This window comes from Chromobacterium sphagni (assembly GCF_001855555.1).
In the GTDB taxonomy this organism is placed as follows: Bacteria; Pseudomonadota; Gammaproteobacteria; order Burkholderiales; family Chromobacteriaceae; genus Chromobacterium; species Chromobacterium sphagni.
In genome coordinates, this window is sequence record NZ_MKCT01000027.1 from 1 (window position 1) to 21,171 (window position 21,171).

Sequence of the window (21,171 nt, forward strand, 5' to 3'; positions counted from 1 at the left end):
CCACTTCCTTGTTGGCCTGATCCAACGCATTGCGCACTTCCACTTTGTCTACTTCGGAAACGACATCAAAAGACGGCATAAAACTATCCTCGCTAATAATCAGCCGAATTCTAGTAGCGCCCCGGCGGCTTGTCACCAGCCCATTGCCAAAGCCGGGCGGACATGATGTGATTCCACGCAGTCAATCACCGCTTATGGACATCGCATGCTAGTCACTCTGCCGCAACTGGCCGCCTTTCTCGCCGCCGCCATGCTGATCACGCTTTCCCCCGGCCCGGACAATCTGATGGTGCTCAGCCAGGGCATTTCGCGCGGCCGCCGCCAGGGCATGGTTTTCGGCCTGGGCTGCGCGCTGGGCTGCCTCAACCATACCTTGCTGGCCGCGCTGGGCATCAGCGCGCTGATCGCCGCCTCTCCGCTGGCATTTACCGCGCTCAAGCTGGCCGGCGGCGGCTACCTGGTCTACCTCGGCTGGGGCGCCGTCCGCAGCCCCGGCGCCAGCTTCCGCGCCGACCCGAATGACGCCGGGCCGCAAGGCTCGCTGGCCGCCACCTTCCGCCGCGGCCTGATCGCCAACGCCATCAACCCCAAGGTGGTGCTGTTCTTCCTGGCCTTTTTGCCGCAATTCGTCAATCCGGCGCATGGCTCGGCCGGGCTGCAAACCGCCATCCTCGGCACGCTGTTCACGCTGCAGGGCGCCGTGATTTTCGGCGCGCTGGGCTACTTCTCCGGCCATGTCGGCCAATGGCTGGCCAAAAGCCGCAAGGCCGGCCAATGGCTGGACCGGCTGGCCGGCTCCATTTTCATCGCGCTGGGCCTGCGCTTGATTCTGGCGCGCTGAGGGCTAAATACAAATTAATGACAATTCTGTTTTGGCATACACCTCGAAACGCGCCAAAAGATTAGGATAAATAACAAGCAGCAAGTCTTAAATTACCAATAGGATTATCACGATGAGAATATTGGCTGCATTTTTGACGCTTATTGCCCTCAGCCCCGCCGCCTTCGCCTACGTCGATCCCAGCTCCACGCTGTTCGCCTGGCAAGGCGGGCTGGCGCTGCTGGGCGGACTGCTTGTCTTCATCAAGTCGCCGTTCACCTTCCTCAAACACCTCTTCAGAAAAGTCTTCAGGAAGAAAGACGACGATCATGCGTGACCCCCAGGGCAATCTAGAACTGGAGGAACGCACCGTCGTCAGAACCCTGCACGCGCCACTGGACAACGGCCACTACCTGCGCGGCCCCGGCTCGCAACAGCTGGTCGGCAAAGGCATGCTGCTGGATTTCGATTTTTGCGGCAGTTCCAACATCGTCGCCGAGCGCCTGCCTTTCGTCAGCTATCCGCACGAGTGGTCGGCCATGCAATTGCGCGACGCCGCGCGGCTGACGCTGGACATTTCGACCAACCTGCTGCCGGCGGGATGGGAACTGAAGGACGCGTCGGCCTGGAACGTGCTGTTCAAGGGCTGCGACCCGATATTCTGCGACCACCTGTCGTTCCAGCGCATAGACAGCCGCCACTGGTGGGCCTTTGGCCAGTATCTGCAGCATTTCGTGTTTCCGCTGTGCGTCGCCCGCTTCCGCGACATTCCGGTCAGCGCCAGCTTCCGGCTCCATCTCAACGGACTGGATGTGCGCCGCTTCCGCGCGCTGATGGGCGCCGGCATCTTCCTCACCCGCTTCTGGCCGCTGGCCTTGGCCGGCGGCAAAAACGACGGCGCCATCCGGCAACAAGACCTGGCGGGCCGCGCCGGCTATCACGCCAACTTGTACAAGCTGCTGGACTGGTTCCTCTCCGCGCCGGAGAAACGCCCCGCCAGCAGCGACTGGACCGGCTACGCCGCCGCCAATTCGCATTATCCGCCGGCGGCGCGCCAGGCCAAGCGCGCCTTCATCGGCCAATGGCTGAACCGGCTGAACCCCGCCTGGGTGGCCGACCTGGGCTGCAACACCGGCGAATACTCGCGACTGGCGCTGGAGTCCGGCGCCCGGGTCATCGCGCTGGACGCCGACCACCACTGCATAGACAGGCTGTACCAGGCCAACAAGGGCCAGGCCGGCCTGCATCCGCTGGTGGCCGACCTGGACGACCTGGATGCCGGCCGCGGCTGGGCCGGCGCCGAATTCAGCGGGCTGGCGCCCAGGCTGGCCGCGGTGACGAAGCTGGCCATGATGCTGGCGTTGGTCCATCACCTGGCGATCTCATTGTCCATACCCTATCGCAAGATCGCGCAGTTTGCCGCCGACGTCACTCAAAAGTGGCTGATCGTGGAACTGATCGACGAAAACGATCCGCTGGTGGCGAAACTGTGCCAGCAGCGCAAGCGCCATCCGTCCGAATTTCCGCTGACGCTGCAACGCGCCGCCTTCCTGGAGAAATTCCGCCTGCTGGACGAATTGCCGCTGCCCGGCATCGGCCGCCAGTTGCTGGTCCTGGAAAAAAATCCATCATGAGCCGCCTCTTTGCCATTCTCCTCCAGGCCCTGGCCATCGCGCTCGGCCTGAGCGGTTTCTGGCTGCCGGCATGGCATGCCTCCGCGCAATACCATGGCGGCTACTCCGCCGCCGCAACCGCCGCCTATCTGCTGCCGCCGCTTTTGGCCGTGGCGCTGATAGCCGCCGCGGCGTCCATCCTGGGCGAGCGCGGCGAGCGGCTGCTGCGCGCCCTGCTGTTGCTGACCGCCCTCTACCTGCTGTACAAGACTGGCCGCAGCCTGCTGCCCGCGCTGCCCGCCTTGCCGATATTCGGCAAGCTGGCAGCCATCCCGCTGCTTTGCGCGGCTAGCTGGATGACCGCGGCCAGGCTATCGCCGGGCCTCTGCCTGCGGCTGGCCAGCTGCGTGCTATTGGGAGCGGCATTCTACGCCGTCACCCCCTATGCTTTCCTGGCGCTCAACCAGGCCGGCCGCTACCCGGTCTTCTCGCTGCAAAGCCCGTACGCCCAGGCCGCGAACAGCCGCAACACCCTGGTGATCCTGTTCGACGAGACCGGTCCGCAATTCATCGCGCCGCTGTTGCAGACCGCCGCCGGCAGAAAACTGCGCTGGGCCGACGCCACCGTTCCGGCCGCGGGCGCCGACACCGTCAACGCCATCCCGGCCATGCTCACCGGCCAGCGCTTCGACGACGTGGTGCCCTGCGGCTCCCGCTGGCTGTGTTCGCCCACCCGCTCGCTGAGTTTCGACCAACTGTACGCCGGACGCCCCGACCTGGACATCGTGGGCTTCTGGCACCCTTACTGCGCCATCCGCGGCCTGCGCTACTGCCGCAGGATTACCGGCGTGTTCTATGCGCCGCTGGCGCGGACCTTCCTGTGCAGCCCGCCCTACGCCTCCATGCTGCTCAACTGCCGCCCGCCTGTCGGATCGCGCGACCAGGCGCTCCAACAGTTGCTGGCGGCGGCCTTCGCTGCGCCGTTCTGGCGCGAGGGCGGCATGCTGTACCTGCACCTGCCGCTGCCCCACCCCAGCATGGAAAGCGAGGAAAACCTGCAGGCCCATTATCTGAAAAGCGTCGGCCAGGCCAGCCAGGTGCTGGGGCTGCTGCTGGACAGGATGCGCGCCCGCTTCGGCAACGACTTTTCCGTCGTCCTCACTTCCGACCATCCGCTGCGGACCGAGGGCTGGTGCGGGCCGGGCCGGGAGTATCAGGGTCCCGGCTGCCACACCGGCTTGCCGGTCAACAAGAAACGGGTGCCTTTCATCGTGATCAGCCCGTCCCTGCCGCCGCTGCCGCGCATGCCCCTCACCAATGTGGGCGTCTTCCATGGAAACGGGCCGCCGCGGGCGCAGGGCGCAGCCGCCTCAAGCCGCTCCGGCCCGGCCGCGCCGATGGCATAATCCGGAAGCGGGAGCCGCATCGCGCCCCGGCAAACCATAAGGAGCAACGCATGTCCCTTACCCTGTACCAGGTCTCCATCCCGGCGCTCGAGCGCGGGCTGCACAGCCTGGCGGCCATTCTGCGCAAGACCGCCGCCCACGCCGAGGCCAAGAGCATCGCGGCGGAAGTCTTTCTCAACGCCCGGCTGGCGCCGGACATGTTTCCGCTGCTGCGCCAGACGCAAATCGCCTGCGACCTGGCCAAGGGCTGCGCCGCCCGGCTCGCCGGCGTCGAAGTGCCCAGCTACGCCGACGACGAGAGCAGCTTCGACGAGTTGCAGGCGCGCATCGCCAGGACTCTGGACTTCATCGCGAATATCCGGCCGGAACAGCTGGACGGCAGCGAAGCGCGGACGGTTGTCCTGAAATTGCGGGGAGAAGAGATACGATTCAGCGGGCTGGGCTACCTGCGCAATTTCGCGCTGCCCAACTTCTATTTCCATCTGACGGCCGCCTACGCCATCTTGCGCCACAACGGCGTGGAGCTGGGCAAGCCCGACTACCTGGGCGGCGCGCCGGGCACCCTCGCCGAATAAAGCTTGGCGGACCGCATCAACGACAAACGCCCCGGGCATGGCCCCGGGGCTTTTTGCAGGCTACTTGCTGAGCAGAAACTCCACCAGGATGTTCTTGAACACGAAGCCGGACACGCCGAAGCCCAGCACCAGGAACAACACGATCATCCCGGTCTTGCCGGCCTTGGACTTCTTGCCCAGGTCCCAGATGATGAAGCCCATGAAAATGATCAGGCCGGTCAGGCAGACCACCAGCGATACATTGGCAAATTGCTCTTCGGACACGATCTCAATCCTTGCTGGCCGGGGCCAGGCTGTTTGGTAGACGGATGCGGCCGCCGCTCAGCACCAGCGCCACCCCTGCCGCAGCCAACAAGATACCCCCGCAGGCCAAGGCGCTCAAGCGCTCGTCGAACAGCCACCAGGCCTGCAGCGCCGTGAGCCCCGGCACCAGGTACAGATAGCTGGCCACTTTACCGACATCGCCTTCCCGCAGCATGCGCAACAGCAGCAGGATGGCCAGCACCGACAGCATCAGCACGCTCCAGCCCAGCGCGAACGCGAACTGTCCGCTCCACACCACCGCCTGGCCGCGTTCGAAGCATAGCGCCAGCGCGCCGGTGATGGCCAGCGCCGACAAATACTGGTGGAAAGTGCCGGTGATCGGGTGCACGCCCTGCCCTCGCCGTTTCTGGTACAAGGTGCCGATAGTGATCAGCAGCAGGGCCGCCACCACAAAAATGATGCCGGGGTTGCCGCTCAGCGCCAACCCCTTGCTGCCCAGCACCACCAGCGTGGTGCCCAGCAAGCCCAGCAACATGCCCAGCCACTGCGCCGCGCCGAAGCGCCGCTCGCCCAGCCGCCAGGCCAGCAAGGCCGTCAGCAAAGGCTGCAGGCCGACGATCAGCGCCGCCAGCCCGGCCGGCACGCCCAGCTTGATGGCGGCGAACAGGCCGCCCAGATAGCCGCCGTGCAGCAAGGCCCCGCTCACCCACTGCCGCCGCGCCTGCGCCAGCGTCGGCCAGGCCGGCCGCATCGCGGCGATCAAACCGGCGAAGCACAAGAGGGTCAACCCCATGCGGATGGCCAGGAAGGTGAACGGCCCGCAATACGGCAGGCCCAGCTTGGCGCCGGTGAAACCGGTGCTCCACAACAATACGAATACCCAGGGTATCCACTGGCTGGCGGCGATGCGCATCGCAAGCTCCCGAAACAGGCCGGCAATGAAAAACGGCCTCCCTGGAGGCCGTCATGCCGAAGGTATAAAACCGGATTGTATCAGCCGCGCTTGTTGCGCGCATTGGCGGCGATGCGCATCCGCAAGGCGTTCAGGCGAATGAAGCCGGCCGCGTCGGCGTGGTTGTAAGCGCCGCCGTCCTCGTCGAAGGTGGCGATATTGGGGTCGAACAAGGAGTCGGTTTTCGATTCGCGGCCGACCACCACCACATTGCCCTTGTACAGCTTCAGCCGCACCCAGCCGTTGACGGTGGCCTGGGAAGCGTCGATCAGTTGCTGCAGCATCTGCCGCTCCGGGCTCCACCAGTAGCCGGTGTAGATCAGCTGCGCGTACTTGGGCATCAGTTCGTCCTTCAGATGCGCCACTTCGCGGTCCAGCGTGATGGATTCGATGGCGCGGTGCGCCTTCAGCATGATGGTGCCGCCCGGGGTTTCGTAGCAACCGCGCGACTTCATGCCGACATAGCGGTTTTCGACGATGTCCAGCCGGCCGATGCCGTGCTTGTTGCCCAGGCGGTTCAGCTCGGTCAGCACCGCGGCCGGGCTCAGCGCCACGCCGTTGATGGCGACGATGTCGCCGTTGCGGTATTCCAGCTCCACGTATTCAGCCTGGTCGGGCGCGCTCTCCGGGCTGACGCTCCACAACCACATGTCTTCGTCCGGCTCGCGCGCCGGATCTTCCAGCGAGGTGCCCTCATAGGAGATGTGCAGCAGGTTGGCATCCATCGAATATGGGCTGCCGCCGTTCTTCTTCTTGCTGATGTCGATGCCGTGGGTTTCGGCGTAGGCCAGCAGCTTCTCGCGCGACAGCAGGTCCCACTCGCGCCACGGCGCGATCACTTTGACATCGGGCTTGAGCGCGTAATAGCCCAGCTCGAACCGCACCTGGTCGTTGCCCTTGCCGGTGGCGCCGTGCGACACCGCGTCGGCCCCCACCTGGTTGGCGATCTCGATCTGGCGCCTGGAGATCAGCGGCCGGGCGATGGAGGTGCCCAGCAGGTACTCGCCTTCGTAGACGGTGTTGGCGCGGAACATCGGGAACACGTAATCACGGACGAATTCCTCGCGCAGATCCTCGATGAAGATGTTTTCCGGCTTGATGCCGAGCGAAACCGCCTTCTGGCGCGCCGGCTCCACCTCCTCGCCTTGGCCGATGTCGGCGGTGAAGGTCACCACCTCGCATTGGTAAACATCCTGCAGCCACTTGAGGATGACGGAGGTATCCAGACCGCCGGAATAGGCCAGTACTACTTTCTTGATGTCAGACATTGCTTTGCTTCCTACCTATTGTTTGCTTGTCGATTGCCGGGCGAGGACTCAGTCCTCGCGATGCCCCAGCAACAGAAACTCGATCAGGGCCTTCTGCGCGTGCATGCGGTTTTCCGCCTCGTCCCATACCACGCTCTGCGGACCGTCTATCACCTCGGCGGCCACCTCCTCGCCGCGGTGGGCGGGCAGGCAGTGCATGAACAGGGCGTCGGGCTTGGCGTGCCGCATCAGCTCCGCCGTCACCTGGTAGCCGGCAAACGCCTCGCGCCGCGCCGCCTGCTCGGCCTCATATCCCATGCTGGTGAACACGTCGGTGGTGACCAGGTCCGCCCCACTCACCGCCCGCGCCGGGTCCTGGGTCAGCTCCAGGCGTTCCGAGCCATAATGGCGGCCGTCCAACACCTGCAGCTCATACCCCAGCGGCGACGCCACCTTCAGCTTGAAGCCCAGCACGCCGGCGGCCTGCAGCCAGGTGCGGCAGACATTGTTGCCGTCGCCCACCCAGGCCACGGTCTTGCCCTTGATCGAGCCATTGCGTTCGATGAAAGTGAAAATGTCGGCTAGCACCTGACAGGGGTGGTATTCGTTGGTCAGGCCGTTGATCACCGGCACCCGCGAATTGGCCGCCAGCCGCTCCGCCTGCCGCTGCTCGAAGGTGCGGATCATGATGATGTCGCTCATCCGCGACAATACGCGCGCGGTATCCTCGACCGGCTCGCCGCGGCCGATCTGCGAGCTCTTGGTGTCCAGAAACATCGCATGGCCACCCAACTGGGCCATGCCGGCCTCGAACGACGCGCGGGTGCGGGTGGAATGCTTTTCGAACACCATGGACATCACCTTGCCGACCAACGGCCGGTACAGCTCTCCGGCGCTTTGTCGTCGCTTCAGGACCTTGCTGCGCTCGAAGAGGTGGTGGTACTCGTCGGGAGTCAGGTCGCTGAACTGCAGGTAATGCCTTACGGACTTCATGATGCTCCAATCAGGAAAAAAAGAGGCCGCTGCGCGTGCAACACCGGATGGTGGTTTCATGCGCAACGGCACATTACTACACGCTGGTCTCAAGTCACTTTACAAACATCGCACCCCCGCAAAGACATGGTCATGATTTACAGAAATGCGACATTTGTTATATTTATCGGAAATCACCCTGCCTGACAAGCATTCAATTGAACAATCCGCGCCCGGGCAATTCCGCCAGTTCCGCTTGACGCAACACCCGCACGTAGAATTCCCCGCCATCCTCGGCCAAACCATGCATTTCTATGGTTTTTTGCGTCTTTTGCAGCCGCGCCAGATAAGACAGTATGGTGTCGTCTATCACCTGCCCCGGCACCAGCACCGGAATGCCGGGCGGATACGGCACGATCTGGTCGCAGCACACCCGGCCGTGCAGCTCTGCGTTGGGGCGGCCGTCGTCATCTAGGAGTGGCAGCCGTTCGCCCGCCTCGTAGAAGGCGTCGCGCGGCAGGCAGGCCAGCCGGCTGAAGTGCGGAATCTCCGGCATCCGTCCCAGCGCGCGCGGCGGGCGGTTCTCTTTCGCCAACCGCAACATCGCGTCGTACAGCCGCGACAGCTTGCTGCGGGTGGTGCCTATGGTGAGCAGCAGCGTGATGGTGCTGAAGGTGGATTTCTCCACCTGGACGTTGTAGCGCTCAAACAGGGCCTGCTGCAGCTCGTCGGCGGTGAAGCCGGAGCGGGTGAAGTCCACCGTCAGCTTGGTGGGATCCAACTGGATGCCGTCCTCCCTCACTTCTTCCGGCAGCAGGTCGGCCAGCTCCAGCACGCGGAAGGCGCCGGTGGAGTTGATCTTCTCGCGCAACTCCTGCGCCAGCTTCAGCGTGCGGTCCAGCAGGCGGTAGCCCTCCATCACCGCCTGCTTGCGCGCCACGTCCAGGCTGGCGATCAGGCTGTACTGCGGGCTGGTGGAGGCGTGCATATTGAAGTTTTCGCGGAACAGGTGCGAGTCGAAGCCGGGGTCGTTGACGTGGATCATGCTGGCCTGCGAGAAGGCGGACAGGATCTTGTGGGTGCTCTGGGTGACGTAGTCGGCGCCGGACTCCAGCGCGGTGGGGCGGAAGGCCGGATGGAAACGCGCGAAGCCGTACCAGGCCTCGTCGACGATCACCTTGATGCCTTTCTCGTGCGCCGCCTCGATGATGGGCTTGAGATCGTAGCGCAGGCCATCGTAAGTGCAGGAAGTGAGGATCAGCACCCGCGCGTCCGGATTGGCGTCTATCGCCGCGAAGATGGTGGTCTTGGGCACCGGGCCGAAGATGCCGTACTGGCGGTTGATCGACGAATCCAGGTACACCGGCAAGGCGCCGGACAGGATCACGCCGTGGTGCACCGATTTGTGACAGTTGCGGTCCAGCAGCAATTTGTCGCCCGGCGCCAGCAGGGTCTGGAAAATCACCTTGTTGGACGTGGAGGTGCCGTTGGTGGCGAAATAGGTTTTCCTGGCGCCGAAGGCCTTGGCTGCCAGCATCTGCGCCTCGGCGATCACGCCGGTGGGATGCAGCAGCGAATCCAGCATCGGCACCGACACCGACAAGTCAGCCCGCAGCAGGTGCTCGCCGACGAAATCGTGGAAATCGCCCACCCACGGACTGCCCTTCAGCGAATCGCCGCCGGAATGGCCCGGGGTATGCCAGGAGTCCTTGGCCATCCGCACATATTGCTTGAGCTTGTCGTAGAACGGCGTGGCGGACTTTTCCTCCAGCTCCGCCGCCAGGATGCGGAACCAGCCGTTGAAGTCGGCCTCGTCGCGGTAGAAATAGCCGTCCACCGCGTGGCTGGCCAGCTCCTCCACCAGCGCCCGCTCGTCGTCGTCCTGCAAAAAGACGTAAAGCGAAATCTCCGGCCGGAAGGCGCTGATGCGGTTGGCCAGTTGCGCCGCCGCCTGGCTGGCGCCCGCCCCCTTCAGCTTGCGATCCACCAGCACTACCTGCATCTCGCCGTCGCGGGCGATCAGGTCCATCGTCTCGGCGCTGGTGGCGGCCGCGATGAACGTCAGGCCAAATGGATTCTCCAGCCGCACGGCGGCGGCTCCCAGTCCGGCCAGCACTTCGGCTTGCCATGTCACATCATCGCTGACCACGAGTACGCGGCTGACGGGTTTCATGATGATCTCTCCTGTGTTTTTGCCGCGCACTGTTATTGGTCTGTCCTGGCCGTACGCGCCATACTGCATGTGTTTTTTGTTTTGCCGCCTATCCTATCCACATCTTGCCGTCGCCGTCATTATGCAGACGCACATTGACCGCATGCGATACAATCGCGCCATGCTGACCGATGCCGAAAAAGACGCGATTCGCGACCATTACCGCACCCTCTCCGACAACCTGCCGGGGTTCCGTCCGCGCGCCTCGCAGCGCCGCATGCTGGCGGAAATCGCCAACACCCTGGCCCGCAGCCTGGAGAAGGACGGCGACGATTGGCCGGAGCGCGGCGGCGAGAGCATAGCCGTGATCGAAGGCCCCACCGGCGTCGGCAAAAGCCTGGCCTACCTGCTGGCCGGCGGCGTGATGGCCCGCGCGCGCGGCAAGAAGCTGGTGGTCACCAGCGCCACGGTGGCGCTGCAGGAGCAACTGGTCAACCGCGATCTGCCCTTCGTGGTGGAAAACAGCGGCCTGCCGCTGACCTTCGCGCTGGCCAAGGGCCGCGGCCGCTACCTGTGCCCTTACCGGCTGTATGGCCTCACCGCCCAGCACTCGCAGCAGAGCCTGCTGCAACCCGACCCGATGATGGCGCTGTGGGATCACAAGCCGGAACAAGCCGAACTGGACGCCCTGTCGGCGATGGCTGATGCGTTTCACTATCGAAAATGGGATGGCGACCGCGACAACTGGGACACCATAATCGAAGACGGCCTGTGGTCCCGCGTCACCAACGACCGCCACGGCTGCCTGAAAACCGCCTGCCCCAACCGGGCCGAATGTCCGTTCTACCTGGCCCGCGACACGCTGGAGAATGTCGACGTGGTGGTGGCAAACCACGACCTGATGCTGGCCGACGTGTCCATGGGCGGCGGCGTGATCCTGCCGGCGCCGGAAGAAAGCTTCTACTGCATAGACGAGGCACACCACCTGGCCAAGAAGGCGATCAACCAGTTCGCCGCCGAACACTCGCTGGTGCAGGCGCTAGGTTGGCTCGACAAGGTGGGTTCCGTCGTGGTGCACGCCGAAGTGCACACCGGCAAGGCCGAGCTCGCCAGCCAGGCGATAGACTCCGCCGCCGCCTGCGTGGAAACGCTGACCGAATGGCTGTGGCTGCTGGAAGGCGAAGATGTGCTGGCGGCCAGCAGCGACAATCTGGAGCCATCCTGGCTTATCGAGGATGGCATCCTGCCCGAGCGGCTCAAAACCCCGGCCGCCAATATGGCCGGCTCCGCGCGCGCGCTGTCCAAGCAGCTGGACGACATGGGCAACGCGCTGTCCGACGCCCGCAAGGACAAGAACGGCGACGGCGACCTGGACAAAACCGCCACCGAGTTGGGCTTCCTGATCGGCCGCGCAGAACAGTTGATGGCGGTTTGGGATTTGTTCGATACCGAAACCGCGGAAAACGCGCCGCCGATCGCCAAGTGGATCACCCGCCGCGCCGAAGGCAAGGGCGACTACCTGTTCTCCGCCTCGCCAGTCAGCGCCGCCGCCAGCCTGGCCGCCACGCTGTGGCGCCGCGCCGCCGGGGCGGTGCTCACCTCAGCCACCCTGCGCTCTCTGGGCGACTTCGAACTGCTGCTGGCGCAAACCGGCCTGAAATGGCTGCCCAAGGTCAGCTGCCTGGCGCTGGATTCGCCGTTCAATTTCGACGAACAGGGCGAACTCTACCTGCCGCCATTGCTGGCCAGCCCGAAAGACCCCGGCGGCCACACCCGCGAAATCATAGAGTGGCTGCCCAAGCTGATAGATCCCTCCCAGCCGGTGGGCACCCTGGTGCTGTTCTCCTCGCGCAAGCAGATGCAGGAAGTGGCTGCGGGGCTGCCGGCGGCGCTGCGCGAACGCCTGCTGATCCAGGGCGAAATTCCCAAACGCACGCTGCTGGACAACCATCACCAACGGCTGAAGGATCAGCAGTCGAGCGTGATCTTCGGCCTGGATTCCTTCTCGGAAGGACTGGACCTGCCCGGCGAAAGCTGCGTGCATGTGATCATCGCCAAGCTGCCGTTCGCCATGCCGACGACCCGGTCGGCAAAACCCTGTCGCGCTGGATAGAAAAACGCGGCGGCAATCCCTTCATCGAGCTGACCGTGCCGGAAGCATCGATCAAACTGGTGCAGGCGGTAGGACGGCTGATCCGCACCGAGCGCGACTATGGCCGGGTCACCATTCTGGACAACCGCCTGACCAAGCAAAGTTACGGCAAGAAACTGCTGGCTTCGCTGCCGCCATTCAAGCGCATATGATTTTCAGGTATGATCACGAAACTTTCGCATAAGTAAAAATCGACGGCCGACAAAAAACGCCTTAGCAGCTGCAACAAAACAGGCTACACCAAAAGCACACACACTGGTTCCACCGCCATGATCTGCAATCCATATGAAATAGTGATCCAGGGCCTCACCTCCGAGGGCCGGACTTTCCGCCCCAGCGACTGGGCCGAACGCCTCGCCGGCATTCTGGCCTCCTTCGATACCAGCCAGCGTCTGTCCTACCATGCCTATGTTCGCCCGATGCTGCTGGAAGGCGTGCGTTGCGTGGCCGTCGACAAGAAGCTTGAAAAGATTCACCCGCAGATATTTCAGTTCCTGATGGATTTCGCCAAGGACAACGACTTGCGTGTGGTGGATTGTCGGACACTGATAGACGAGGTTTACCCGAACAAGTTTTCGGCATAATTGCAACAGGCGTCGTTTTTCCACCACTCCTTTTGCCAGTTTGGAAACACTCCCGTCATATTCTGTGGTTAAACTAAGACAAAGTTGTGAAGCAGACGTGCGGAATTTGTTAAGCAGACACGGCCACTTCACTGCTTCATCACAGAACCTCAGACTTGACTTGGAGTTTCCTCATGCAAAAGAAGAATCTGGCAGCACTGGTTGCATCTCTGTTCATCCTCCCGGTAGCCGCGCACGCCGACGTCACCGTCTACGGCTTCCTCAGCGGCGGCATTGAATCCGCCAAGGCCACCGGCAATGGCACCGCAACCAATGAGTACACATCCCGCACTCGCGTCGTAGACCATAACTCCCGCATCGGCTTCAAGGGCTGGGAAGACCTGGGCGGCGGCACCAAGGCGATCTGGCAAGTGGAAAGCAGCCTGCGCAACTTCGAAAATGGCGGCACCAACGACAAGGGCCAGACTGCGAGTTTCGCCACTCGCAACACCTTTGTCGGTATCGACAACGCTGACTTCGGCAAGATCCTGGTCGGCCAAAACGACTCCGCCTACAAGACGTTCACCGGTAGCAGCAACAATGCGCTGGGCACCGACGTCTTCGTGAACACCACCGCCGACAACTTCAACGCCAACTCCGTAAACAGCCGCGGCGAAGCCCGTCTGGCCAACTCCATCCACTGGTTCTCTCCGAACTGGGCAGGCTTCACGCTGGGCGGCTCCTGGGGTGTGGATGAGGCCCGTGGCAACGATGGCAGCGGCAACAGCACTGATGCCAAGCGCATTTCTCTTGGCTTAGGTTACAACTGGGGCAGCCTGAATCTGGCAACAGCCTGGGATAAACAGTACGACAAAGGTGTAGCCGCCAACACCAACACTGCGACTCTCTCCTCCGGCAAAAATATTGCCTTCTACAGCATCGCAGCCAGCTACAAGTTCGACTTTGGCACCTTCATCGGCGGCAACTATGAATGGGGCACCTTTGACCAAGTCGGCGGCGGCCAGCTTAAACAGAATGACTGGCTGATCGCCCTGGGCCAAGACATTGGCCCCGCTTCGATCAAGCTGTCCTACGGCGAGCTGGGCACGCTGAAGAATGTCGGTGCCGGCGTGAACGGCGACGACTTCAAGGCCAAGCAATGGGCTCTGGGCGGCTACTACAACCTGTCCAAGTCCACTCAGCTGTTGGCCTACTTCACCAAGATTACCAACAACGCCAAAGCAACTGCGAACTTCGCCAACAACCCGATCTACTCTAACAATCAGGGTCTACTAAACGCATCGCTGGCTGGCGGCGACGATCCGCAAGCCTTCGGCATCGGCATGAAGGTATCCTTCTAAGCCAACTGCACACGATAGTAACGAAAAAACGCCACGGCAAGCCGTGGCGTTTTTCTTTATCTGCACGATCAGCCACAAACCAGCGGCAAGTCATCCGGCTGCGACACCAGGAAATTGCCCTCCCCCTGCCACTGGATGATCCGCTTGTTGCGCTGGCGTTCCCATTCATCCACCGGATATTGCCTGGCCCAGGCGCACATTAGCTGCTTGTCCTGCCGGCTCATCTGCAAGCCGTAGCGCTGGTGCATGTACAAGGTGATGCGCGCCGCCGCGCCGCGCACCTCTTCCCGCGGCTGGAAGCGCTTCAGCTTGAAATCCACCAGAGACCGGCACTGGCCGTAGATAGGCCGCGGATGGATTTCCCAAGCGCCGTAGGCGAAGTTGGCACGGTCGCCATTCACCTCCCCCACCGCCGGCACCAGATTATTCAAATCGCCCTCCGCCATCCGGAACAATGGATCGCCGTCGCCGCAGGCCTTGCGCCCGCCCTGCTGCCAGCATTGGCGCTGATGGCCCAGCACCCAGGCCGGCACCACATGCTCCCACTCGATGCGGCTGGCCCGGCTTTCGGATTTTCGCGGCTGATAGCCGCACGACTGCCAATCCACCGCCTTGCCCTGATAGCGGCAGCCGCAATAGAAATCGACTTCCATCCCGGAATACACTTTGGGCAGAATACGCTTGGCCGCCGGGAAATCGCGGTGGCCAACCGCCTTGCCTCCGCTGACCAGCGAGGCCGCCTTGACCGGCGCCTCCCCGGACCGAACGTCCGAGCCTCCTCCGGACAGCAGCGCCTCCCCCAGAGCCGCCAACTGCCGCACCTCAGCGGATTTCGCCACCTGCTCCACTTGCCGCGAATCGCAAGCGGCCAGCAGAACGCTGAAAATCATCAAAACAGATATACGCATGGCCCGAAGTGTAAGCACTCGAACCAATTACAGCAATATTATTGTCCAATATCAAACAGCCCGCGCCTTAACGGCGCAGGCTGAGGGGGCACACGGACAATGGACTTACCAGATATGGATGCGTTGGTCCTCCGGCTTGAACATCTTGTCCCCCGGCTTCACGTCAAAAGCCTTTTGGAACGCGTCGCTGTTGGAAGTCGCGCCGATCGCGCGGAATGCTTCGGGCGAGTGCGGGTCCGAGACCAGACGCGACAACAAGGCCTCGTCCCGCGTCTTGCCGCGCCACACCTGAGCAAAGCCATAAAAGAAGCGCTGATCGCCGCTCATGCCATCTATCGCCTGGGCCGGCTTGCCATCCAGCGACAACTGGTATGCCTTGTAAGCGATCTGCAGGCCCACATTGTCAGCAATGTTCTCGCCCAGCGTCAGCTTGCCGTTGATGTGCTTGCCCGGCAGCGGCTCATACGCCTCGTACTGCGCCACCAGCTTGCTGGTCAACTCATGGAAGCGGGCCTTGTCCTCCGCCGTCCACCAATCGCGCAGATTGCCGTCCGCATCGTATTGGCTGCCCTGATCGTCAAAACCATGGCTGATCTCATGCCCGATCACCGCGCCGATGCCGCCATAATTGGCTGCATCATCCGCCTGGGCATTGAAGAACGGCGGCTGCAGGATCGCGGCCGGAAAAACAATCTCGTTCTGGCTGGGGTTGTAATAGGCGTTGACGGTCTGCGGCGTCATGCCCCATTCCGTCCTATCCACCGGCTTGCCCAGGTGCGACAGCTGCCACTGGTATTCAAAGCGATTGGCGCGCTTGACGTTGCCGACCAGATCGTCCGCCTTCAACTCCAGGCCGGAATAATCGCGCCAATGATCGGGATAGGCGATCTTAAGCATGTATTTCGACAGCTTGACCTGAGCCGCCTGCTTGGTCGCCGGACTCATCCAGCTCAAGCCCTCGATGCTCTGCCGGTAGGCCTTCATCAGGTTGCCCACCAGCTCATGCATCTTCTGCTTGTTCTCCGCCGGGAAATACTTGGCAACGTACTGCTCGCCCACCGCCTCGCCCAGGGATGACTCCACCAGCTGCACACCGCGTTTCCAGCGTGGGCGCTGCTCCAGCGTGCCGGACAGGGCCTTGCCGTAAAAGTCGAAACGCGCATCCACCATGGCCTGATTCAGATACGGCGCATAGCCATCCAGAGTGTGAACGACAAGGTAGTCCTGCCAGTTCAACAGCGGCTCCTTGCGCAACAGCTGGGCCAGGGCGCTGACAAACTCCGGCTGGCTGACATTCACCACCGCCAGATCAGGCACGCCGGCGGCGCTGAAGAAACCATGCCAATCGAGTTTTGGCGCCAGCTTCTCCAACTGGGCAACCGTCATCTTGTTGTAGCTCTTTTGCGGATCTCGGTTTTCCACCCTGCTGCGCTGCAGTTGCGCCAGCTTGGTTTCCAGCGCCAGCACCCGGCCAGCGCGCTTTTCAGGCTGCGCATAGCCCGCCTGCCTGAACAACTGCTGCAGATAATGGAGATAGGCCGCGCGGGCTTTGGCGAAGCGCGGATCCTTGCCCAGATAATAGTCGCGGTCCGGCATCAGCAAGCCGCTCTGGTACAGCTCCGGCAGATAAGACTTGGCATCCTTGGCATCGATCCCAACTTCAAACGCCAGCGGCAGACGAACGTTCCCCGCCTGCCAGGCGCCCAGCAAACGCAGCAGCTCATTGCGCCCTGACAACAGGGTAATCGCCTGCAAGTCCGGCTCTATCGGCTGCAAAGCCTTCTTCTCCGCCGCGGCTTCATCCATGAAGCTGGAGTAGATTGCGCCGATGCGCTGTTGATTTCCTCCTGTCCCTGCCTTGGCCGAAGCGTCCTCTATCAGGCTGCGGCTGCGCGCTTCGCTCAGATCACGCAGCTCCTTGAAGGCGCCTTCCCAGGACTCCGCCGCGGGAATCTCATGCGTATCCAACCATTTGCCGTTCACTGCCAGATAAATATCGTCTTGAGGACGCACATCGCGATTAAAATTCTGAGTATCGATACCGGAAAGATCATGCGCCCATGCCTGCCCGGCCAAAGCCAAGGCAAACACCATAAGCTTCAATTTCATTCTCTGCACTCCCTTGTCCATCATGAAAAGAAAGGCAGCCAGAGGCTGCCTTTCCACACGGTCATGCTATGGTTTACTTGACGAACTGTTCCGACCCGACGATGCCCAGCTTCGTCAATCCCAGACGCTGCGACTCCGCCAACACCATCGCCACCGGCGCATAACTCGCGTCCTTGTTCGGCTTGATGTGCAACTCCGGCTGCGGCACCGCCTTGCCCGCCGCCGACAGCTTCGCCTCCAGCTGATCCCGACCCGCCAACCTCTCGCCGTTCCACATCACCGCGTTGTCCGGCGCTATGTCGATCTGCACCACCACCGGCTTCTCCAACGGCTTCGACGGCGTGTTCACCGGCATGTCCAGCTTCACCGCGTGCGTCTGGATCGGTATCGTGATGATCAGCATGATCAGCATCACCAACATCACGTCTATCAGCGGCGTGGTGTTGATTTCCATCATCAGGTCGTCTTCGCCCGACGAACCCACATTCATCGCCATCTCTATTCTCCTAGTTCCGCGCCGGCGGCTCGGTGATGAACGCGATCTTCACGATACCCGCCTGCTGCACCGCCAGCACGATCCGGCCGATCGGCGCATACTTCGCCTCCGCGTCGCCTCGAATGTGCACTTCCGGTTGCGGGGTCTTCTTCGCTTCCTTCACCAGCCGCGCCAGCAGTTCTTCCTGCTCTTCATCGGCAGCGTGTTCCAGTAAATCGTGTTGTGGGTGTCCACTCCCAGCACGATGTTTTCCGGCTTGGTCTGCGTCGGAATGTTCTGCTCTTTCGGCAGCGTCATCTTCACCGTCTGCGTCACCACCGGCACGGTGATCAGGAAGATGATCAACAGCACCAGCATCACATCCACCAATGGCGTGGTGTTGATCGCCGACAGCACTTGATCCTCTTCCGCCCTGCCGTGGCCAAAGCGTTTGTAACGGGCCATGGCGATTTACCGGGTCGGGTTGTTCAGCAGGCTGGCGTGCAGACGTCCGGAGACCACGCGCACGTTGTCCAGCACTAGCTTGTTGCGGCGCACCAGCCAGTTGTATCCCAGCACCGCCGGCACCGCCACCGCCAGACCGATCGCGGTCATGATCAGCGCTTCGCCCACCGGACCCGCCACTTTATCGATCGAGGCCTGGCCCGAGGTGCCGATCTTCACCAGCGCGTGGTAGATGCCCCATACCGTGCCGAACAGGCCGACGAACGGCGCCGTCGAACCCACGGTGGCGATCACCGACAGGCCGTTCTGCATATGGTGACTGGCCGAATCCACCGCGTCGGAGATCGCCATCGACACCCAGGTGTTCAGATCCACGCGATTGGACAGCTCGCCCTTGTGTTCGCCGGCGGCTTCGATGCCGGCCTGCGCCACCGCGCTGTACATGCCTTCGTCGGCCAGTTCGCTGGCCGCTTTTTGCAGGTCCACGCCGTGGTGGCCCAGCAGTTCGTGTCCCTGCTTGATCAGGCGACGTTGTTCCAGCAGCTTGACGATGCCCACATACCAGGTGGAGGCGGACATAATCAGCAGAATGATCAGGGTGCCGCGCGCGACGAAGTCGCCTTGCGACCACAGCGCGTCGATGCCGTACGGGTTGTCGGTGACGGTTTCCGCCGCCAGCGCCGGCAGCGCGGTCAATGCCGCAGCCGCAGTCAGTACCTTGCCCAGCAGAGCGCGAGTGATTTTAGCCATGGTATTTACTCCTTTGTGTCTTGAGATGCCCTGGTCTTAGGAGCCAGAGTCGAGTTTGAAACCAAATTCCTGTTTCAGCTGGGAATTGGCCTGGCAGGTGTAGCCTTGCAATGCGGCGGTGATCGCCGACTTGAAGCTGCTGCGGTAGCGCGGCGGAATGCCGCCGTCGAAACCAATATTGCTGATGCCGCTGAACTTGCCGTCCGCGCCGACGCCGAACACCACCGTCACCACGCCCTGGACTTCGTCTTCCTGGGCCTTGCTCGGTATTCCGGCGCTTCCAGATGGCTGCAGTTGGCCTTCGCCGAGATCGGACCCTTCGGCGCTTCCACCGCGGGCGCCGGCGTCGGCGCCGGTTGCGGCTTCGGATCCGACGTCACCGACTGGATCGCGTTCGCCGACTGCACCACCGGCGGCGGATTCACCACCGGCGGCACGTAAGCCTGCGGTTTCGGCGCCGCTGTCGGCTGCACCACTTTCTCGATCTTCGGCGGCGGCGGAGGGGCGGCGGCGGCGGTTCGCTGATCACCGCCACTTCCACCTTCTGCTGATCACCTTGACCACGCCCTGCGCCAGTCCGGTCACCAGCGCGTAGATCAGCACGGCATGGAATATGATCACCCCCGCCAAGCCGGCGAATCGTCGCCGGGCGGAGGTCCTCCCACTCCTTTAGCTGTGATACTCGTCATATGGTTTACCCATTCCTTCAAAACCGGCGAGCCGGCCGCTTCGTCCTCATGAGCCGAACTGGCCATGCCCGCCGACGGATTACACATCAAGATGCGGTGGAGCCGCATCCACTTGTTACCTACCGCTATGGCTCGGCACCCATGACAGAATGCTATACCTATCGATTAAATACAATAGGCATAGGCTACAGTTTGTAGGATGTCTTGATAAAGAAGGCGCGGCCCACCGGATCGTCAGCACCGGGTCAAACCCGTACTGGAACGACTTGGTCTGGTTGCTGAACGGCGGCTGCTGATCGAACAGGTTTTTCACCCCGGCAGTCAACGTCAGCCTCTTCTTCCAGACATAGCTGCCGACAGGTTCCAGTTGGAATAGGAACGAACGCTGTGATTTTCATCATTCGGATTCATGTCGGTATACCCGGAGGAATAGTTCTGCACCAGCGTGCCCCCCCACGACCCTCTGGACCAATTGAATGCCAGACTATGCTTCCAACGCAATGTCGGCAGCATGATGTTCTGATACCAACCACCCAGGGGGCTGAAATAGGCGCCGCCGTTCTCCAACTGCTGCACGTATTTGGAGGTGTAGGTCCATCCAGATTGATGCCGAAGTCGCCAAGAGATTTCTGGGCAAGCGGAACGCCAGACTGACATCCACGCCGGCGGCACTCAGGTTCCCCAAATTCTCGGTCGGCGTCTTGACATAATCCAGGGAACCATCCGGATTACGCACAAAACGGTCGGCATACTTGCTTGGATTCGCGAAAATGGCTCCGGGATCCAGTGTGCCTATGCTGTTTTGCACCATGGTCCACCAGAAATCGGCGCTGGCGTCACCGACTTCACCGGCTCGATCACCAAGCCAAATGTCAGCGAGGAGGCTTTTTCCGCTGCCAAGCTTCGGCTACCGCCTGCAGCACCATGAATTGCTGATTGCAATCTTGGGTTTGTTGCCGCCATTTGCCGGAACCCCGCCTGGGCAGCGCACTGGATCGTTGAACTTGTCGGCGCTATAGTTTGGGAGTCCGGCATGAATACGTCGTAGAGCGAAGGCGCACGAAAGCCCTTGCTGGCAGAGCCGCGGAACAACACGTTCTCCACCGGCTGGTACTTGAAGGCGACTTTGGGATTGAAGAATTGCCAAAATCGTTGTAATGGTCGAAACGAGTCGCCACCTGGAAATCCAAGCCCTTCAACACAGGAATTTCAGCCTCGGCATACAATGCCGAAACATTGCGCTGACCCGAAGTGACTGGGAGTGGCGATGCCAAGCCGATTGCGTTCCTCGCCACGGCCTGGATCTGGCTGTCCAGCTTTTCATGGCGCACCTCGGCGCCGATCGCGGTTGCCAGCATGCCGGCCGGCAAGGCGATGATCTCCTTGCTGGCCTTGAAGTCCGCCAGAGCGGTCGTGTACTTGGCGATCCAGCCATCGCCGGACAGCTTCACACTGTCCACGCGCCGGGATCGGAAGGGCCAAACGGATTGATATGCCATTCTTGAACGCATTGCGTATAAGGTTTCATTGGCGTACCGCTTTGGTAATTGATAGTGGTCTTGTTTCCGAGTAGATGGCTCCAGTCCGTAATCCCAACCGCCCAGCAAGCCCTCGGCATTGAACGCGACCCGCTGCGTGTCGGACGTGCTCTTGGTGGTGCGCGGCCCCAGCGGAACCGAACGCGCGTTCAAGACCACC

The 21,171-nt window shown here is 62.1% G+C and carries 23 protein-coding genes and 2 pseudogenes; 9 read left to right on the forward strand and 16 right to left on the reverse strand.

Annotation, left to right across the window (positions count from 1 at the left end):
* Window positions 1-79 (reverse strand): nucleotide-binding YajQ family protein (locus BI344_RS25980; RefSeq protein ID WP_139166996.1); only part of this gene is annotated, 79 nt, incomplete at its 3' end.
* A gap of 126 nt (window positions 80-205) precedes the next feature.
* On the opposite strand from BI344_RS25980, the gene BI344_RS12585 reads away from it, so the two are divergent.
* The 5 genes from BI344_RS12585 to BI344_RS12605 all read left to right on the forward strand — a co-directional run bounded on the left by BI344_RS12585 (window position 206) and on the right by BI344_RS12605 (window position 4,414).
* Complete coding sequence (locus BI344_RS12585; RefSeq protein ID WP_071113287.1) at window positions 206-841, forward strand: LysE family translocator; 636 nt, start codon at window positions 206-208, stop codon at window positions 839-841.
* A 112-nt stretch (window positions 842-953) separates the two neighbouring features.
* On the forward strand, window positions 954-1,157 hold the full coding sequence (locus BI344_RS12590) for a hypothetical protein (protein ID WP_071113288.1): 204 nt from the start codon (window positions 954-956) through the stop codon (window positions 1,155-1,157).
* A complete protein-coding gene (locus BI344_RS12595; RefSeq protein WP_071113289.1) occupies window positions 1,150-2,454 on the forward strand; it encodes a class I SAM-dependent methyltransferase in 1,305 nt (434 codons plus the stop codon). Before BI344_RS12590 ends, BI344_RS12595 begins: the two co-directional genes overlap by 8 nt.
* Window positions 2,451-3,839 carry an alkaline phosphatase family protein gene (locus BI344_RS12600; protein ID WP_071113290.1) on the forward strand — a complete coding sequence of 463 codons (1,389 nt, stop codon included), beginning with the start codon at window positions 2,451-2,453 and terminating at the stop codon, window positions 3,837-3,839. The genes BI344_RS12595 and BI344_RS12600 overlap by 4 nt, the downstream gene beginning before the upstream one ends.
* 50 nt (window positions 3,840-3,889) lie before the next feature.
* A complete protein-coding gene (locus BI344_RS12605) occupies window positions 3,890-4,414 on the forward strand; it encodes a DUF1993 domain-containing protein (RefSeq protein ID WP_071113291.1) in 525 nt (174 codons plus the stop codon).
* A 60-nt stretch (window positions 4,415-4,474) separates the two neighbouring features.
* On the opposite strand, the gene BI344_RS12610 is transcribed toward BI344_RS12605, so the two are convergent.
* The 5 genes from BI344_RS12610 to BI344_RS12630 form a co-directional block, all read right to left on the reverse strand.
* Entirely contained in the window at window positions 4,475-4,678 is a 204-nt protein-coding gene (locus tag BI344_RS12610; RefSeq protein WP_071113292.1) for a DUF2788 domain-containing protein, read from the reverse strand.
* A 4-nt stretch (window positions 4,679-4,682) separates the two neighbouring features.
* Window positions 4,683-5,591 carry a DMT family transporter gene (locus BI344_RS12615; RefSeq protein ID WP_071113293.1) on the reverse strand — a complete coding sequence of 303 codons (909 nt, stop codon included), beginning with the start codon at window positions 5,589-5,591 and terminating at the stop codon, window positions 4,683-4,685.
* Window positions 5,592-5,671: 80 nt separating this feature from the next.
* Complete coding sequence (locus tag BI344_RS12620) at window positions 5,672-6,898, reverse strand: argininosuccinate synthase (RefSeq protein WP_071113294.1); 1,227 nt, start codon at window positions 6,896-6,898, stop codon at window positions 5,672-5,674.
* 48 nt (window positions 6,899-6,946) lie between these two features.
* Entirely contained in the window at window positions 6,947-7,870 is a 924-nt protein-coding gene (gene argF, locus BI344_RS12625) for an ornithine carbamoyltransferase (protein WP_071113295.1), read from the reverse strand.
* Window positions 7,871-8,063: 193 nt separating this feature from the next.
* Window positions 8,064-10,022, reverse strand: coding sequence for an aminotransferase class I/II-fold pyridoxal phosphate-dependent enzyme (locus tag BI344_RS12630; protein WP_071113296.1), 1,959 nt, complete (start codon window positions 10,020-10,022; stop codon window positions 8,064-8,066).
* 160 nt (window positions 10,023-10,182) lie between these two features.
* Between BI344_RS12630 and dinG the strand changes: the two are divergent.
* From dinG to BI344_RS12645, 3 genes and pseudogenes are all read left to right on the forward strand, one after another.
* A pseudogene (dinG, locus tag BI344_RS12635) lies at window positions 10,183-12,305 on the forward strand (ATP-dependent DNA helicase DinG).
* Window positions 12,306-12,422: 117 nt separating this feature from the next.
* Entirely contained in the window at window positions 12,423-12,737 is a 315-nt protein-coding gene (locus BI344_RS12640; RefSeq protein WP_071113297.1) for a DUF3579 domain-containing protein, read from the forward strand.
* Between the two features lie 173 nt (window positions 12,738-12,910).
* Window positions 12,911-14,077, forward strand: coding sequence for a porin (locus tag BI344_RS12645; RefSeq protein ID WP_071113298.1), 1,167 nt, complete (start codon window positions 12,911-12,913; stop codon window positions 14,075-14,077).
* A 68-nt stretch (window positions 14,078-14,145) separates the two neighbouring features.
* Here the strand turns inward: BI344_RS12645 and BI344_RS12650 are convergent, their stop codons facing one another.
* The 7 genes from BI344_RS12650 to BI344_RS25305 form a co-directional block, all read right to left on the reverse strand.
* Window positions 14,146-14,967 carry an endonuclease gene (locus tag BI344_RS12650; protein ID WP_241499339.1) on the reverse strand — a complete coding sequence of 274 codons (822 nt, stop codon included), beginning with the start codon at window positions 14,965-14,967 and terminating at the stop codon, window positions 14,146-14,148.
* 123 nt (window positions 14,968-15,090) lie between these two features.
* On the reverse strand, window positions 15,091-17,094 hold the full coding sequence (locus BI344_RS12655) for a M13 family metallopeptidase (protein WP_071113302.1): 2,004 nt from the start codon (window positions 17,092-17,094) through the stop codon (window positions 15,091-15,093).
* Between the two features lie 73 nt (window positions 17,095-17,167).
* Complete coding sequence (locus BI344_RS12660; RefSeq protein WP_071113299.1) at window positions 17,168-17,590, reverse strand: ExbD/TolR family protein; 423 nt, start codon at window positions 17,588-17,590, stop codon at window positions 17,168-17,170.
* A gap of 10 nt (window positions 17,591-17,600) precedes the next feature.
* A complete protein-coding gene (locus BI344_RS25825) occupies window positions 17,601-17,753 on the reverse strand; it encodes an ExbD/TolR family protein (protein ID WP_277620450.1) in 153 nt (50 codons plus the stop codon).
* Window positions 17,750-18,034, reverse strand: a complete 285-nt coding sequence (locus BI344_RS25830) for an ExbD/TolR family protein (RefSeq protein ID WP_277620451.1) — start codon at window positions 18,032-18,034, stop codon at window positions 17,750-17,752. Before BI344_RS25830 ends, BI344_RS25825 begins: the two co-directional genes overlap by 4 nt.
* A gap of 6 nt (window positions 18,035-18,040) precedes the next feature.
* The gene (locus tag BI344_RS12670; protein WP_071112309.1) at window positions 18,041-18,784 is read right to left on the reverse strand and encodes a MotA/TolQ/ExbB proton channel family protein; all 744 of its coding nucleotides are present in this window, start codon (window positions 18,782-18,784) and stop codon (window positions 18,041-18,043) included.
* Between the two features lie 36 nt (window positions 18,785-18,820).
* Window positions 18,821-19,015, reverse strand: coding sequence for a hypothetical protein (locus BI344_RS25305; protein WP_241499340.1), 195 nt, complete (start codon window positions 19,013-19,015; stop codon window positions 18,821-18,823).
* Between the two features lie 63 nt (window positions 19,016-19,078).
* Between BI344_RS25305 and BI344_RS25310 the strand changes: the two genes are divergently transcribed.
* Complete coding sequence (locus BI344_RS25310) at window positions 19,079-19,225, forward strand: hypothetical protein (protein WP_241499341.1); 147 nt, start codon at window positions 19,079-19,081, stop codon at window positions 19,223-19,225.
* 575 nt (window positions 19,226-19,800) lie between these two features.
* Here BI344_RS25310 and BI344_RS24875 read toward each other — a convergent pair.
* From BI344_RS24875 to BI344_RS23955, 3 genes and pseudogenes are all read right to left on the reverse strand, one after another.
* Window positions 19,801-20,049: a hypothetical protein gene (locus tag BI344_RS24875; RefSeq protein WP_206600388.1), complete on the reverse strand. Its 249-nt coding sequence runs from the start codon at window positions 20,047-20,049 to the stop codon at window positions 19,801-19,803.
* A gap of 216 nt (window positions 20,050-20,265) precedes the next feature.
* A complete protein-coding gene (locus tag BI344_RS26165; RefSeq protein ID WP_420912611.1) occupies window positions 20,266-20,577 on the reverse strand; it encodes a hypothetical protein in 312 nt (103 codons plus the stop codon).
* Window positions 20,487-21,171 (reverse strand): annotated as a pseudogene (locus tag BI344_RS23955) (TonB-dependent receptor); the annotation flags it as partial. The pseudogene BI344_RS23955 and the gene BI344_RS26165, both read right to left, overlap by 91 nt.

Bases quoted from the DNA above. Each gene is read 5' to 3' on its own strand.
- BI344_RS12595 (WP_071113289.1), top strand. From the start codon at position 1,150: ATGCGTGACCCCCAGGGCAATCTAGAACTGGAGGAACGCACCGTCGTC.
- BI344_RS12670 (WP_071112309.1), bottom strand. From the start codon at position 18,784: ATGGCTAAAATCACTCGCGCTCTGCTGGGCAAGGTACTGACTGCGGCT.
- BI344_RS12620 (WP_071113294.1), bottom strand. From the start codon at position 6,898: ATGTCTGACATCAAGAAAGTAGTACTGGCCTATTCCGGCGGTCTGGAT.
- BI344_RS25830 (WP_277620451.1), bottom strand. From the start codon at position 18,034: ATGGCCCGTTACAAACGCTTTGGCCACGGCAGGGCGGAAGAGGATCAA.
- BI344_RS12605 (WP_071113291.1), top strand. From the start codon at position 3,890: ATGTCCCTTACCCTGTACCAGGTCTCCATCCCGGCGCTCGAGCGCGGG.
- BI344_RS12585 (WP_071113287.1), top strand. From the start codon at position 206: ATGCTAGTCACTCTGCCGCAACTGGCCGCCTTTCTCGCCGCCGCCATG.
- BI344_RS12630 (WP_071113296.1), bottom strand. From the start codon at position 10,022: ATGAAACCCGTCAGCCGCGTACTCGTGGTCAGCGATGATGTGACATGG.
- BI344_RS12640 (WP_071113297.1), top strand. From the start codon at position 12,423: ATGATCTGCAATCCATATGAAATAGTGATCCAGGGCCTCACCTCCGAG.
- BI344_RS12615 (WP_071113293.1), bottom strand. From the start codon at position 5,591: ATGCGCATCGCCGCCAGCCAGTGGATACCCTGGGTATTCGTATTGTTG.
- BI344_RS12655 (WP_071113302.1), bottom strand. From the start codon at position 17,094: ATGAAATTGAAGCTTATGGTGTTTGCCTTGGCTTTGGCCGGGCAGGCA.
- BI344_RS12600 (WP_071113290.1), top strand. From the start codon at position 2,451: ATGAGCCGCCTCTTTGCCATTCTCCTCCAGGCCCTGGCCATCGCGCTC.
- BI344_RS12650 (WP_241499339.1), bottom strand. From the start codon at position 14,967: ATGATTTTCAGCGTTCTGCTGGCCGCTTGCGATTCGCGGCAAGTGGAG.
- BI344_RS12660 (WP_071113299.1), bottom strand. From the start codon at position 17,590: ATGGCGATGAATGTGGGTTCGTCGGGCGAAGACGACCTGATGATGGAA.
- BI344_RS12590 (WP_071113288.1), top strand. From the start codon at position 954: ATGAGAATATTGGCTGCATTTTTGACGCTTATTGCCCTCAGCCCCGCC.
- argF (WP_071113295.1), bottom strand. From the start codon at position 7,870: ATGAAGTCCGTAAGGCATTACCTGCAGTTCAGCGACCTGACTCCCGAC.
- BI344_RS12645 (WP_071113298.1), top strand. From the start codon at position 12,911: ATGCAAAAGAAGAATCTGGCAGCACTGGTTGCATCTCTGTTCATCCTC.